Source organism: Arthrobacter tumbae, assembly GCF_016907495.1.
Taxonomy (GTDB): Bacteria; Actinomycetota; Actinomycetes; order Actinomycetales; family Micrococcaceae; genus Arthrobacter_D; species Arthrobacter_D tumbae.
Genome location: NZ_JAFBCC010000001.1, coordinates 2,597,252 through 2,611,671 on the forward strand (window position 1 = coordinate 2,597,252; position 14,420 = coordinate 2,611,671).

Below are 14,420 nucleotides of genomic sequence, written 5' to 3' on the forward strand. Positions count from 1 at the left end.
ATTTACCTCTATGACCTCCTACACAACACCCGACACCTTCACCACGCGCCCCACACTCCAGGGCTCGTTCGGCATGACCGCCTCGACGCACTGGCTGGCAACGGCGTCAGCCCAGGCTGTCCTGGAGCGCGGCGGCAACGCCTTCGATGCCGCCGTTGCCGGAGCGTTCGTGCTTCACATCGTCGAGCCTCACCTGAATGGGCCCGGCGGTGACATGACGGGCGTGTTCGCTACGGCGGAGAACCCGTCCGAGCCCGTTGTCCTGATGGGCCAGGGCCCGGCACCCGCTGCCGCAACGCGGGAACACTACCTGTCCGAAGGCCTTGAACTGGTTCCGGGTGCTGGTGCCCTTGCTGCCGCCGTGCCCGCCGCCGTCGACGCCTGGCTCCTGCTGCTCCGCGACCACGGCACGTGGGAACTGGAGGATGTCCTCGCCTTCGCCGTCGGGTATGCCCGTCACGGGCACCCCATCGTCGGCCGCGTCGGAGCAACCATCAACGCGGTCAAGGACCTCTTCACCGACCACTGGCCCACCTCTGCAGCGCTCTGGATGCCGGACGGCAAGATTCCCGCTGAAGGCGACATGGTGAAGAACGAGGCGTATGCGTCGGTGCTGGACCGGCTTGTCACGGCAGGTTCGTCGGCTTCGACAAGGCAGGATCGCATCGACGCCGCCAGGCGCGAGTGGCGTGAAGGCTTCGTTGCCCAGGCAGCCGTCAATTTCATCAAAACCCCTCACCGGCACTCCTCAGGACAGGACCACGCCGGCGTCCTGAGGTCAGAGGATTTCGCGAACTTCCAGGCGGGCTACGAGCAGGCAACCACCCTTGAGTTCCGTGGCTACACCATCGCCAAAACCGGCCCCTGGGGACAGGGCCCTGCCCTGCTGCAGACCCTCGCCATCCTCGACGGGTTCGACGACGACCGCCTGGACCCATCCACGGCCATCGGCGCGCACACCATCCTGGAAGCGCAGAAGCTGGCCGTCGCGGACCGGGAAGCCTATTACGGCGACGCCGCCGTACCCATGGACCACCTCTTGTCCGAGGAATACGCGGCAGAGCGCCGGGCCTTGATCACCGATCAGGCGTCCGCCGAGTTTCGGCCGGGCAACGTTCCCGGACACACTCCCTTCACCCCGCCGCTGCGCATCGAGTACACCCCGCCGGCACTGGCAGGCAAGGACGGTTTCGCAGGAGTAGGGGAGCCGACCGTCTCCCGCGACGGCGAGACCCGCGGCGACACCTGCCACATCGACGTCGTCGACCAGTGGGGGAACATGGTTTCCGCGACGCCGTCGGGCGGCTGGCTGCAGTCATCCCCGACCATCCCCGAACTGGGTTTCTGCCTGGGCTCCCGCCTGCAGATGACCTGGCTCGAGGAGGGCGCGCCGTCGTCATTGGAGCCCGGCAAGCGGCCGCGCACCACACTGACACCGACCCTGATCCTGAAGGACGGCAAGCCGGTGGTGGCGCTCGGATCGCCCGGCGGCGACCAGCAGGACCAGTGGCAGCTGCTCTATATCCTGCGCACGATCGTCGGCGGCTACTCGCCGCAGCAGGCCATCGACGCACCGTCCCTGCACACGACGTCGATACCGGGCTCATTCTTCCCGCGCACCTGGGAGCCGGGGGGATCGGTCGTCGAGGATCGGCTGGGCGAGGACGTCATCGCGAACCTCGAACAGCGTGGACACATCATCACCCGGGCGGGGGATTGGGCGCTTGGACGCCTGTCCTCCGTTGTCAGCGACCCAACCACCGGTGTCCTCTCGGCCGCCGCCAACCCGCGAGGAGCGCAGGGCTATGCAGCAGGACGTTAACGAGCTCATCCTCAGCATCCGGGACCTTGAGGTCAGCTTCGGCGGCGTCCCGGTGCTGCACAACGTCAGCTTCGACCTGAAGAAGGGCGAGCGGGTGGCGATCGTGGGGCAGTCCGGCTCCGGGAAGTCGACCACCATCGGTGCCGTGCTTCGGTTGCTGCCCGGCGACGGCAGCATCACCGGCGGTTCCATCCGGCTCGGGGATGCGATGGGCGAGCCGGTGGAATTGGCCGACGCATCAGAGGCGCACATGCGGTCCATCCGCGGCAAGCGCCTCGGCCTCGTACCGCAGGACCCGATGTCGAACCTGAACCCTGCCATGAAGGTCGGGGCGCAGATCGCCGATGCGCTGATGAGCAACGGCCTGCGCGGCCGCGCGGACGTGAAGCGCCGGGCCGTTGAACTCATGACGGAGGCGGGGATCCCTGACGCGGAACGCCGCTACGGCCAGTATCCGCACGAGTTCTCGGGCGGCATGCGCCAGCGTGTACTGATTGCGGTTGCGCTCGCCGGAGAACCCGACCTGCTCATCGCGGACGAGCCGACGTCGGCGCTCGATGTGACGGTGCAACGGCAGATCCTCAACCACCTGCAGACCCTCGTCGACGCGCGCGGAACGTCGCTATTGTTCGTCACCCATGATCTGGGGCTCGCAGCCGACCGGACCGACCGGATCATCGTGATGGCGGACGGCCGCATCGTTGAGGTCGGGACGCCGCGCGAGATCCTCCTCAACCCGCAGGAAGAGTACACGCGGAAGCTCGTCGCAGCGGCCCCGTCGGTGACGGCTGCGCTGCAGATGGAGGCACCCGGCTCCGGTGCGGCATCAACTGCCGGTCCGGCACCAATCCTGGTTGTGCAGGACTTGTGCAAGGAGTTCACCCTGCGCGGCCAGCGCGGCGGCACCGTGCGGGCGGTGGACAACGTGTCCTTCACCGTCAACCGGGGCACCACCACCGCCGTCGTCGGTGAATCGGGTTCCGGAAAGACCACGATTGCGCGGATCATTCTGGGCCTCGAGACGGCAACTGCCGGGCAGGCGCTCGTGGACGGCAGGAGCATCACGGCCAGCCGCGGTACCGAACGGCGGGCGCTCCGTCGGATGGTGCAGCCGGTTTTCCAGGATCCGTACGGTTCGCTGGACCCGACGCACAGTATTGAGCGCCTGATCGATGAGCCGCTGCGCATCTTCAACGTCGGAGACAAGGGCAGCCGACGACGGCGCGTGGCTGAGCTGCTCGATCAGGTGGCGCTGCCGCACTCCATTGCGCAGCGGCGGCCGAACGAGCTCTCGGGCGGGCAGCGCCAGCGGGTGGCCATCGCGCGTGCGCTCGCGCTGGAGCCCGAACTCATCATCTGCGACGAAGCGGTGTCAGCCCTGGACGTGCTGGTGCAGGACCAGATCCTCAACCTGCTGGCCGACCTGCAGGATAGGCTGGGTCTGACTTACCTGTTCATCACACACGACCTCGCGGTGGTCCGGCAGATCGCCCACAACGTGCTCGTGATGAAGTCCGGTTCCGTGGTCGAGGAGGGCAGCGTGGACAAAGTTTTCCTTCATCCCGAAGCCCAGTACACCGAGGAGCTACTTGGAGCCATTCCCGGGGCAGCCTTTGCAGCCTGAGAACCAGCCGAAGCAGCGGCGCGCCGATGAGGACGCCCCGCCGAAGCAGCGCGTCCAGGATGAGATCCGCAGGGACATCATCTTCGGCGCGCTGCCGCCGGGCACCCGCGTGACCGAGACTGCGCTCGCCACCAAGTACGGAATCTCCCGTGTGCCGGTCCGGGAGGCTCTCCGTGCCCTGGAGGCTGAGGGCTTCGTCGAGTCCAAGCCCTACGCCGGGTCCACGGTGTCGAAGATCCCGGTCGACGACGCGGAGGACCTGTTCTTTGTCCGCGAAGCCCTGGAATCGGCGACAGCCAGGCGCGCTGCGCACCGGGCTGCTGCGCAGTTCGATTCAGGAGCGCCCAGCGTTGAGTGGTGGCAGGCCCGGAAAGTACTGGCGGGAGTGCTGGATGAGGGAGACGCCGCCGTCGCGCAGAACCGGCTCGAACTGCTGCCCGAACTCAACATCCGGTTCCACCTGGGTGTAGCGGAGTTGAGCGGCAGCGCCTCGCTGACGGCGCTGCTGCGCCAGATTGCAGGCAAGATCGAGTGGCTCTATGCGACGGACGTCGATAACCGCGGCAAGGAGTCCTGGAGCGAGCACCGGAGCATCATTGCGGCGATCGACTCGGGCAACTTTGCCGATGCGGAGAAGCTGATGGCCAATCACGTGCATCAGTCCAAGGAAGGGTACCTGGACCGGTTCTCCGCCGAAGAGGCCTAGCCGGGCGGCGACGTTTAGCCGGCGCCCACGATCAACAGGATCGCCGCGAAGACGATGCCGGACGCCACCAGCGTAACGGTGGTGTAACCGAGGATGTCACGCATCTTCAGCCCGGCAATCGCAAGGAGCGGCAGCGCCCAGAACGGCTGGATCATATTGGTCCACTGGTCGCCGTAGGAGACCGCCATGATCGCGACGGTCGGGTCAACGCCCAGGCGTTCGGCGGCGTCGAGCATGATCGGAGCCTGCACAGCGAATTGCCCGCCGCCGGAGGGTACGAAGAAGTTGACCAGACCGGCGGACAGGAGCGCGAGGAGGCCGAAGGTCGTTGGGTTGGCAATGCTGACAATGGCATCGGACACAATATCGATCAACCCGGTCGTGCCCATGATGCCCATGATCCCGGCATACAGCGGGAACTGGAGGAGGATCTCACCGACGTTGGCGGCGGCATTCTTGGTCAGCGCAATGAGCTCGAACGGACTGCGAACCAGCAGGAACAGCAGTGCAAGGAAGGTCCAGTTCACGATGTCCAGTGTCGCGGTACCGCCCTGCACATAGTGGATCACGAGGTACGCCACCAGAGCGATACCCACGAGCGTGGTGAGGATCCGGCTGGCATCCAACCGGTCTGCGGGGGTCACCACCTCGTCGTCGAGATCCACCTCGTCCGTATGCCGGGCGTCCACGGACAACTCCTTGACGCGGTCTCCAGCTTTCGGGGCTACCAGCGCCAGTGCACCGGCCACCAGAATGATCGTGGCGATGGCGGCGGTGATGTTCCACCAGGAGAAGGTGGTTTCACTCACCGGGATGGTGCGGCCCAACTGTTCAGCGATGAATGAGCCTTCAGTGGCGGCGGTCAGCGGGCCGGAACCCGAGTAGCCCATATGCCACACCACAAAGCCGGAGAACCCGGCGGCAACGAGCATGGGGAAATGGAGCGGCATACCCTTTTCGCGACCCTGCGCCGCGACCTCCTTTGCAAGGAGTCCGCCGATCACCAGGCCGAGCCCCCACGTAATGAGTGATGCGACGGCAGCAACCAGAAAGACGAACACGTAGGCCTGGACGGGTGTGCGGGGCAGGGCGGCGAGCCGTACCAGCAGTTTCCGGACCGGCCCTGTGTGAGCCAGTGCGTGGCCGAGCAGGAGAATGAGCGCCATTTGCGTCATGAACGCAAGCAGCCCCGCCAGCCCGTCACCCCATCCGGTGAGGACGCCCACCGGCCCAGCATCGGTCAGGATCAGTGCCGCGATCCCGACGACGAAGGTCAGGACGACGGCAAAGACCAGGGCGCTCGGTATGAACCGCTCAACAACGGAGTTGATGGGCCGCATGACGGTGGAGACGGCGGACGACCGCGGTGCAGGATCGGGCTTCACGGTGGGCATCGGTGGAATCTCCTCGAATGACGTCGTTGTCAGCTGCCGCTGGGCGCCCGGTGAGCAGCCGCCGCCTCCCACGTTACTGCGCAAAGGCAACCAAGCCGGGCTGCATCTCCCGCTGGTCACACTTTCCGTTCCTGATTCGTCATCTGGGTGTTGGCCCTTGCAGGAAGGGCCGGATCGACACACGAAGAAGGATGGCACTGATGAAAACGATGACCTGCCGCGAATTGGGCGGACCGTGCAGTATGGAACTGCAGGGCAAGACCGCCGATGACATCATCAAGGCTCAGGACAGGCACCTGCGGGAAGCGGCCAGGTCCGGAGACGCCGCCCATCAACCTGCCCACGAGGAGATGAAGGGCCGTTGGAGGCGGCCCATCGCCGCGATGGGGTGGTACCGCGACACCAGGAAGGCCTTCGCGCAACTTCCGGAGCAGTGAGCCCATCCGGTTCCGCTCAGGGCGACGCGTCGCCCTTCCTGGTACGGATACTTCGCAGAATGTGGGAGTCGGCACGAAAGCTGATCCGGCTCACGACGCCGTCGGCCACAGTGAAGTCGAACGCGACCTTCGCCTCGCCCCGGTGAACCCACGCAGCGCCGGGGCGATCGCCGATGAAGACCGGGAACGCGGTCTTGGCCGCACCGTTGAAGAAGCTGGCAACCTCGTGACGGCCGGTGATGTGCCGGGGCGTCCCGAGGGCCACGGCCATGGCGTCCGCTTCGATGACGGATTCAGGCGCCAGCAGCTCAAGAAGTTGGCTGAAGTGGCCGCCTCTGGCAGCGGCCAGGAAAGCGTCAACCACCTGCCAATCGGTTCGAACGTCCCGGTGAGCGGGCTGCGCCAGTTTTGTGCGCGCCCGCGAGGCAAGTTTGCGCACCGCAGTGGGAGTACTTTCGAGGATCGCAGCGATGGTGGTGAATTCGAAACCGAAAGTGTCGTGCAGCACGAAGGCAACGCGCTCAGCGGGCGTGAGCCGGTCCAGCACGACGGCCAGAGCGATTCCGACGCTATCGGCCAGTTCAACCTCGTCTGCCGGGTCGGGATGCAGCTCCGCTGGTTCCAGGTCGTTTTCGGGGGCGGGCACCCTGGCGCGGATCCGATCGAGACAGAGCCGGGTGGTCGCCGTCGTCAGCCAGCCGGGCAGGTTGTTCACAACCTGGTCTGTGCGGTCGAGCCTGAGCCAGGCCTGCTGGACCATATCCTCAGCCTCGGCGTGGTCACCGAGCAAGCGGGTAGCCAGGCGCAGCAGCCGTGGGCGTTCGCCCTCGAAGGCAACGACCGATTCCGTCTCCGTCATCCCGGGCTCGCCGCCGTCTGCTCCATGGTTCGGCTAGAGGAACGGCCGCAGGGGCGCGAGGATCGCTTCGCTGACGCGTGCCACGATGTGGCGGCTTTCCCATTCCTCGAGTGAGAGTTCCCGGCAATTGCTGCTGTCAATCTCGAAGATGCGCTCCATAGTGGTGGCGATCTTCTCATCGAACAGCTCGATATTGATCTCGTAGTTCCCGGTCAGGCTCAACCGGTCGATGTTCGCCGTTCCGACCGTGGACCATTCGCCGTCCACGGTTGCGGTCTTCGCGTGGATCATCGCGTTTTGGTACAGGAGAATCTTCACGCCGTCGCGCAGCAGGGCCGAGTAGAACCCGCGGGACAGCCAGTCGGAGACCACATGGTTGGAGTCCTCCGGCAGAATGACCCGGACATCGACCCCGCGTTTGCTGGCACGCAGGAGCGCCTCAAGAATCTGCTGATCAGGGATGAAGTAGGCCGTGGTCATGTAGATGTGGCTGTGGGCGCGATTGATGGCGTCCAGGTAGACGCCGCGGATCGGGAAGACGAGGTTGGCCGGAATGTTGTTGACGGCGCGCAGCCGCGGTTCCCAGAACTCGGCGCTGGTTTCCTCAAGAGGACGACGGCGCTGTGGAGCCGGTGCCAGGTTCCAGAAGGAAACGAACGCCTGGCGCAGCTCCCAGACGGACTTTCCTTCGATCCGCAGGTGCGTGTCACGCCACTTCGACGCATACAGCGAACCGATGTTGTAACCGCCGACGTACCCGACTGAGTCATCCACCACCATGATCTTGCGGTGATCGAAGCCTGTACCCCGGATGTTGGTGAAGACGACCGACGGGCGCAGCACCGGAAAGCGGAAGACCTGCACGTCCGGGTGGAAGCGGTAGAACGTGAACGGAACAACGAGGTTCGCGAACCCGTCATAGATCACGTACACCTTCACCCCACGGGCCGCCGCCTCGTTGAGCGCGTCCTTGAACTGGCGTCCAATCGCGTCGCCCTTCCAGATGTAGGTCTCCAGCATGATGGTGTGCCGGGCGTTCCGGATGGAGGCCAGCATGTCCTCGTACAGATCGTGACCGTAGGTGAACACGGCGGTATCCGATCCCGCGACCTCCGATTCGAAGGTGCCCGGGTGCGGAAAGCCCGGACGCTTGCTGCGCAGCTTCTTCTCTACTGCGTCAATCAGCACGATGGAGGCAATGACCAGCGCCTGCACGGCGGCGAACGCCATGGCCGCCCGCGCCAGCAGCGAACGGGTCAGTGTAAACAGTTGAAGGCGGCGGAAAGTGCGCATGGGCTCAAGCCTAGTGGCCGGGGGAGCCGCGCAAAGATGTTCCTACAGGGTCTGAGGACATCTTTCAAAAGGCACCTTTCGGGTTGCGCTTGCAAGGCAGCACGACCCGGGAAGTAATGGCCTAGGGTCGAAGGCCCCCTGGCCGACGCGGAGGTGCCGTTGTGCTCCGGATGATGAGTTCCGTCGGGACGATGATGCCCGGATCAAATTCTTCTTGCCTCAACGCGGCGAGTACGGAACGACCCGCGATTGCACCTTGTTCCCGCACGCTCTGATGCACGGTGGTGAGGTCGGCCAGGGCGCCCGCCGGGTGATCATCAATTCCTACGACTGAGATGTCCTCCGGTATTCGTAGGCCTGCCCTTCGGATCGTTCGAATCGCGCCGAGGGCCACCTCATCCGAGTGCGCGTAAACAGCGGTGGGTGGATCCTTCAGACTGAGCAGGGCGCCCATGGCTTTTGCGCCTTCTTCCCCTCCCCAGTCGACGGTCCTTACCAGACTCTCGTCTGAAACTATTCCTGCTTCCTCAAGGGCGGAGTAGTAGCCAGCCGAACGTTGATTGGTTTTTGGCCATCCCGGCGCAAGAGGGGTCTCGGCTGCGATCATGGCGATTCGTTTATGACCAAGGAACAAGAGGTGATCAACTGCCTGTCGCCCGGCACGGTGGTCATCGATGCACACGAACGGGTAGGAGGCACTCTGACCGCCGGCAGCGACGATTGCCACGCCCATCAGTTCCAGGCGTTTGCGTTCCTGTTCATCCACCGGAAAAGCCAGCACTACCACCGCGTCAACTTTCCGCCTTGCCGGTAGTCGCTCAAAAAAGTGCTGTCTGTGGTTGAGCGTGTCGATGTTGTAAAGAAGCAGGTCGAGGTCGGCACTGCGCAGCACTTCTTCCAAGCCTGCGAGCATCTCCCCGAAGAACCAGCGTGAAATGTGCGGAACGACCACCGCAACCCGCCCAGTATTGCCCGCCGCCAAGCGGGAAGCTTCCGGGGAGACGACATAAGAAAGTTCTTCAGCGACGGCGAGCACACGGGTGCGCGTAGCCGCAGACACGCCATATGCGTTGTTCAGTGCCCGTGAGGCGGTGGACAGCGACACGCCCGCACGGTTGGCTATATCGACGAGGTTTACCTTCTCTGAGACGTTGTACACAACCTGATCCTACCGTTCACTTCCCATTATCTCTCCGATATTCGGAAGCGTTGCCGAAAAACGTCTCGACTTTCCAGTGCTTTGATATGAAGGCACAAACCGAGAGGTGCCAGGGGCTTGACGTAACGCAGGTCACTCCCCGATAGTAGTTATCGGAAGCGCTTCCGAAAAAAGTTCAGCGCTAACTCTGCTATCGATAAACCGCTCCGGAGGAACCCAATGTCGCGTCGCCACCCATCTTCACTCGCCCACACTGTCCGCTTTTCCCGCCCGCAGGTCCTGTCCCTATCTGTGCTGACCGGCACGCTCGTCCTCACCGGCTGTTCCGGTCCAGGATCTGAGATTGATTCTTCGGGAACGGCACCCACTGATGTCAGCACCGATGTTGCGAGCAGCGAAGTCACGCTGAGAATGTTCGACGGGGCAGGTCTGACCGCGCTCGATGAGGCTCAGATCGCCGCTTTCGAGGAACAGAACCCTAACATCACCATCGAACTGACGACGGAGCCTGATGAGGTAATGAGCACAACACTCCCTCGGGTTCTCGCTTCAGAAGACCCCGCGTGTATTCACCGGGTGGGAACGCTGGAAAGCCACGTTGAGGACTCCTTGCTGACCAGCCTCGAGCCATACGCGGAGGCCTATGGGTGGGGTGCAATCCCTGCCTCTCAGCTCGTTCAGTACAGGGTGAATGAAGGTGGCGTACGGGGTGACGGTGACTTGTATGCCATGCCGTCGGGATTCGTGCTCGAGAGCTGGTACGTCAATAAGTCCACGGCGGCAGACCTTGGCATGAGCGAACCCCCCGCTACCCTGGCCGAACTCGAGACGGTGCTCGCCGCAGCAAAGGAAGCGGGCCAAACACCGATCATGGTCAATAACGCGGACGGTGGCTTAGGACACGTCTACCAGTTCCTGCTGAACTACTACATGGGTGCCGAAGCCACCAATGAGTGGATCTTCCGCACACCCGGAGCCACCATAGACTCGCCAGAGGGAATCCAGGCGGCTCAGACTCTCACCGACTGGATTGATGCGGGATACTTCAACGAGGACGCAAACGCCGTCGACGGCCAGCAGGCCCTTGGACGGTTCATGGCGGGAGAATCGGTATTCCTTCCCTCCGGGAACTGGAACGCAGGCCCCATCCAACAAAATATGGCAGACAATGCCGGATTCTTCCTTGCTCCTCCCGTGGAAGCAGAAGCAGCGCACGTCGCACAATCGAATGCTGCATCACCGTTCGGAATTCCGGCCAACTGCAAAAACAAGAACGAAGCAGCCGCCTACCTGAACTTCCTCCGCAGCGACGAAGCCCGGCAATCAGCCCTCGACAACGGCTATCTGCCCCTCGGTGAAGCCAGCGAAGCCTCCGCTCAGCCGACAACCGAGGGCGTTCTCGCCGATGTGCAGGCCGCCTTCACGCAACTCGCAGAAGATGACGGTGTGGTCGACTTCGTCCAGAACGCCACCCCTGGATTGCAAAGCAACGCATGGACACCGGAGGGGCAGGGACTGTTCGCCGGGGAAATCACGGCAGAGGAGTTCGTCAGCAATATCCAAGCCGTCTATGAGGAAGAAATCGGACGATGACGTCCACCAACACAGCCGTTACGTCCGGGGCCGGAGCACGCCTTCCTCGGTCCAGAAAGCGGCGGGCAGGCTTCAGCCGGTCGCAGGGCGCCCGCTGGACCGGATGGTGGTTCGCGGTTCCTGCGCTTGTCATGTACGCGGTTTTCGTCATCCGTCCCGTTGCCAGTTCCGTGCAGATTTCCTTTTACGACTGGGATGGCTTTGGACCGTCCACGTGGGTCGGACTGGATAACTATCGCCGCGTCTTCACTGATCCCGAACTGCTCGCAACCATTGGTAACGCCTTCTTTCTCATCATCTTCTTCACTGCGGTGCCGGTAGTTATGGGCCTGATCATCGCGGCCCTCATGCGGGAGATCAAAGGGAGGGTCTTCGGTGCAACAGCCCGAACGCTGCTCTTCCTACCCCAGATCATTCCCGGTGCAGCCGCGGCCATCGCCTGGACATGGATGTATTCCCGCGACGGTGTCGTGAACCAGTTTCTATCCTCAATAGGACTCGAAAGCTTCACCCGCGCATGGCTGGGTGACTTCGACTGGGCTCTGCCCGCCGTGGGATTCATCGGCACCTGGCTCTCAACGGGTCTCTGCACTCTCCTGCTTATGGCAGGGATTGGGAAAATCGATGGAAGCCTGTACGAAGCGGCCCGGCTGGACGGCGCGAACTTCCTGCAGCAAACGCGCTCCGTCACACTCCCCGGGCTGAAACAGGAACTTGGGGTCTGCGTAACCATCACGATCATCGCCGCCCTCGCAGCGTTCGACGTCGTGTTCCTGTCCACTCAGGGCGGTCCCGGCCGGTCAACGATGGTTCCTGGGGTGGAAATCTACCGGCTTGGTTTCGTCGAAAACCAACTCGGGCTCGCCAGCGCACTCGCTGTCGTCCTGGCGATTCTGGTTCTACTCGTCGTTGGGCCACTCCAGCGCGTCTTCAAGGAGCGTTGAGGAAATGCAAACCACAACCCGTCAGCAACTGCCCGGCATTGTCCTGATGATCGCTGCGATGCTGTTCTCAATCATTCCCCTGCTTAGCATGTTTTCTGCCGCGCTGCAGCCGCAAGGCACCGTGCCGGTGGGCATCTCCTGGCCCGCCGACCCCCAATGGCACAACTTCGTCGACGCCTGGAATGCCGCGAACATCACGACCCTGCTCGGATCAAGCAGTTTGATCGTACTGGGAGTCGTGCCCGCACTCGTGATCATCTCCACGATGGCCGCGTATGCCATCACGATACTGAACATCCCACTCGGCCGGATTCTCTTCCTCCTGCTCCTGGCCGGCCTAACCCTTCCGTTCGAGCTCACAATCATCCCGCTCTACCAGCAGATACAGGACATGGGCCTATTGAACAACCGGGTGGGCTTGATCCTCCCGCTGATCGCTCTGAACCTTCCGTTCGCAGTGTTCTGGATGCGGGCGCACTTCCTAACGGTTCCGCAAGAACTCAGTGAGGCCGCCGGCGTGGATGGAGCAGGCAGCTGGAATGCGCTCAGGCACATCCACATTCCTCTAGCCGGACCCGCATTGGCATCGCTGGCGCTCCTGACGTTCCTATCGACGTGGAACCAGTTCCTTCTCACTATCGTGCTGATTCAGGACGCCGAGAAGCGGACAATGGCCGGGGCCCTGCAAGCTTTCGTCGGCCAATACAGCACCGACGTCGTCTTGTTGAACGCCGGAGCACTGCTGATCATGGCACCGGTCATCGTCGTCTTCCTCCTGCTCCAGCGACATTTCGTCAAAGCCCTGCTTCAGGGCGCCACCAAAGGTTGAGCCCCACGTTGCCCCGCGCTATTTCACCAACACCCACCCGCAAACTCTTCGAAGGATCCATGAAACAGCCGAATAATGACACCGCTAACTGGTGGAAGAATGCAGTCATTTATCAGGTGTACCCACGTAGTTTCGCCGATTCGAACGCTGACGGCATCGGGGATCTTGCCGGCGTCACCAGTCGTCTGGAATATCTCGCCGACCTTGGCATCGACGCGATCTGGCTCAGCCCCTTCTACCCGTCCCCACTTGCCGATGGCGGCTATGACATCTCGAACTACCGCGACGTCGACCCGCGCCTCGGCACACTCGAAGACTTTGATCAACTGACCCGGGCAGCCCATGCACTGGGAATCAGGATCATCGTCGATATTGTGCCCAACCACACCTCAGAAGAACACCCCTGGTTCCAGCAAGCCCTCAATGCCGGTCCCGGATCACCCGAGCGTGACCGGTACATCTTCCATGACGGCAAGGGCGCCAATGGTGAGGAACCACCCGCGGACTGGCAATCACACTTCGGAGGCAGCGCCTGGGAACGCACCAACGACGGCCAATGGTATTGCCACCTTTTCGCGAAGGAGCAGCCCGACCTTAACTGGGGCAACCAGGAAGTAAGACAATACTTTTTGGACACATTGCGTTTCTGGTCGGACCGCGGAGTCGACGGATTCAGAGTCGATGTTGCGCACTCTCTGGCCAAAGACCTCTCCGAACCCCTTCGGAGCCAGCCCTACCTCGACACCCGGATCCCAGTAGACGGAACCGACCCCCTCTACGACCGCGATGAGGTTCACGCAATCTACGAGACTTGGAGGCAGGTCTTCAACGAGTATGACCCGCCCCGGATGGCCGTCGCTGAAACCTGGCATCCCACAAGCAAAAGGACATACCTTTACGCGCGCCCAACAGAACTGGGCCAGGTCTTCGACTTCTCTTTGCTCAAAGCATCATGGGGAGCCGCAGACTTCCGAGCCGTCATACAACGATCCCTTGACGACCACCACGGCGTCGGCGGCGGACTGACCTGGGTGCTTTCGAATCATGATGTTCCCCGCCACGCCTCCAGATACGCACTTCCCGACGACATCCATCCGGATCAATGGCTGATCAGCAACGGAACCAGTCCTATCGTTGATCAGAACCTTGGGCTGAGGCGGGCACGTGCAGCGACGCTAATGATGCTTGCGCTGCCGGGGTCCGCTTATCTATATCAAGGGGAAGAGCTCGGGCTTCCAGAAGTCCCCGACCTTCCCGAACACGCATTGCAGGACCCGGTATGGTTCCGAACGGGAGGCAAGCTCAAGGGCCGCGACGGATGTCGGGTCCCGCTGCCGTGGACCATCGCCGGACCGTCCTGCGGATTTGGAGCCGGAACAGCATGGTTGCCGCAGCCATCGGAGTTCGGGAAGTACTCCGTGGAAGCCCAGCAGGGCGTCGACGGGTCAACATTGGAAATGTACCGGGAGGCTTTGCGGCGGCGCCGGGAGATTCCAGCCCTCGCTTCCGCGGATTTCGCCTGGAGCGATGATCTGCCGACTGGGATTATCGGATTCAATCGCGGTGACGGGTTTCGTTGTCTCATGAATGCCGGATCAGAATCCCATCCCTTGCCTTCAGGAGCGAAGGTACTCTCTGCGAGCATCCCGGTCACTTCCGAGGGCATCCCGGCCGACTCTACCGTCTGGCTTTCCGTTTAGTCCGTCCCGGCTGCCCAGCCAGTCGGCTGTGCTCGCATCGTCCCAGCGAGGCGTGGCAGG

Annotated in this window: 12 protein-coding genes; 8 read left to right on the forward strand and 4 right to left on the reverse strand. The window is 62.9% G+C overall.

All coding sequences use genetic code 11. From position 1 onward, the window contains the following. Positions 1 to 10 precede the first annotated feature (10 nt). From JOD47_RS12475 to JOD47_RS12485, 3 genes are read left to right on the forward strand one after another with little or no spacing between them, the layout of a single operon-like run. On the forward strand, positions 11 to 1,822 hold the full coding sequence (locus tag JOD47_RS12475) for a gamma-glutamyltransferase family protein (RefSeq protein WP_204534701.1): 1,812 nt from the start codon (positions 11 to 13) through the stop codon (positions 1,820 to 1,822). Beyond that, entirely contained in the window at positions 1,806 to 3,446 is a 1,641-nt protein-coding gene (locus tag JOD47_RS12480) for a dipeptide ABC transporter ATP-binding protein (protein ID WP_204534703.1), read from the forward strand. Before JOD47_RS12475 ends, JOD47_RS12480 begins: the two co-directional genes overlap by 17 nt. Next, positions 3,412 to 4,152 (forward strand): GntR family transcriptional regulator, encoded by a 741-nt coding sequence (locus JOD47_RS12485; RefSeq protein ID WP_239548095.1) that lies wholly within the window; start codon positions 3,412 to 3,414, stop codon positions 4,150 to 4,152. The genes JOD47_RS12480 and JOD47_RS12485 overlap by 35 nt, the downstream gene beginning before the upstream one ends. Positions 4,153 to 4,166: 14 nt before the next feature. Here JOD47_RS12485 and JOD47_RS12490 read toward each other — a convergent pair whose 3' ends face one another. After that, complete coding sequence (locus tag JOD47_RS12490) at positions 4,167 to 5,546, reverse strand: short-chain fatty acid transporter (RefSeq protein ID WP_204534705.1); 1,380 nt, start codon at positions 5,544 to 5,546, stop codon at positions 4,167 to 4,169. Between the two features lie 200 nt (positions 5,547 to 5,746). On the opposite strand from JOD47_RS12490, the gene JOD47_RS12495 reads away from it, so the two are divergent. Next, on the forward strand, positions 5,747 to 5,983 hold the full coding sequence (locus JOD47_RS12495) for a DUF1059 domain-containing protein (protein ID WP_204534707.1): 237 nt from the start codon (positions 5,747 to 5,749) through the stop codon (positions 5,981 to 5,983). A 16-nt stretch (positions 5,984 to 5,999) separates the two neighbouring features. Here JOD47_RS12495 and JOD47_RS12500 read toward each other — a convergent pair whose 3' ends face one another. The 3 genes from JOD47_RS12500 to JOD47_RS12510 form a co-directional block, all read right to left on the reverse strand. Next, on the reverse strand, positions 6,000 to 6,842 hold the full coding sequence (locus JOD47_RS12500; RefSeq protein WP_204534709.1) for a sigma-70 family RNA polymerase sigma factor: 843 nt from the start codon (positions 6,840 to 6,842) through the stop codon (positions 6,000 to 6,002). Positions 6,843 to 6,875: 33 nt separating this feature from the next. Further along, on the reverse strand, positions 6,876 to 8,135 hold the full coding sequence (locus tag JOD47_RS12505) for a phospholipase D-like domain-containing protein (RefSeq protein ID WP_239548096.1): 1,260 nt from the start codon (positions 8,133 to 8,135) through the stop codon (positions 6,876 to 6,878). A gap of 121 nt (positions 8,136 to 8,256) precedes the next feature. Further along, positions 8,257 to 9,294 carry a LacI family DNA-binding transcriptional regulator gene (locus JOD47_RS12510; protein ID WP_204534711.1) on the reverse strand — a complete coding sequence of 346 codons (1,038 nt, stop codon included), beginning with the start codon at positions 9,292 to 9,294 and terminating at the stop codon, positions 8,257 to 8,259. 219 nt (positions 9,295 to 9,513) lie between these two features. On the opposite strand from JOD47_RS12510, the gene JOD47_RS12515 reads away from it, so the two are divergent. Genes JOD47_RS12515 through JOD47_RS12530 form a run of 4 tightly spaced genes read left to right on the forward strand, consistent with a single transcriptional unit; the run spans position 9,514 to position 14,360 of the window. Continuing rightward, positions 9,514 to 10,887, forward strand: a complete 1,374-nt coding sequence (locus JOD47_RS12515) for an ABC transporter substrate-binding protein (RefSeq protein ID WP_204534713.1) — start codon at positions 9,514 to 9,516, stop codon at positions 10,885 to 10,887. Continuing rightward, positions 10,884 to 11,831, forward strand: a complete 948-nt coding sequence (locus JOD47_RS12520; RefSeq protein WP_204534715.1) for a carbohydrate ABC transporter permease — start codon at positions 10,884 to 10,886, stop codon at positions 11,829 to 11,831. The genes JOD47_RS12515 and JOD47_RS12520 overlap by 4 nt, the downstream gene beginning before the upstream one ends. Before the next feature lie 4 nt (positions 11,832 to 11,835). Then, positions 11,836 to 12,660 (forward strand): carbohydrate ABC transporter permease, encoded by an 825-nt coding sequence (locus tag JOD47_RS12525; protein WP_204534717.1) that lies wholly within the window; start codon positions 11,836 to 11,838, stop codon positions 12,658 to 12,660. 59 nt (positions 12,661 to 12,719) lie between these two features. Further along, entirely contained in the window at positions 12,720 to 14,360 is a 1,641-nt protein-coding gene (locus tag JOD47_RS12530) for a glycoside hydrolase family 13 protein (protein WP_204534719.1), read from the forward strand. Positions 14,361 to 14,420 lie beyond the last annotated feature (60 nt).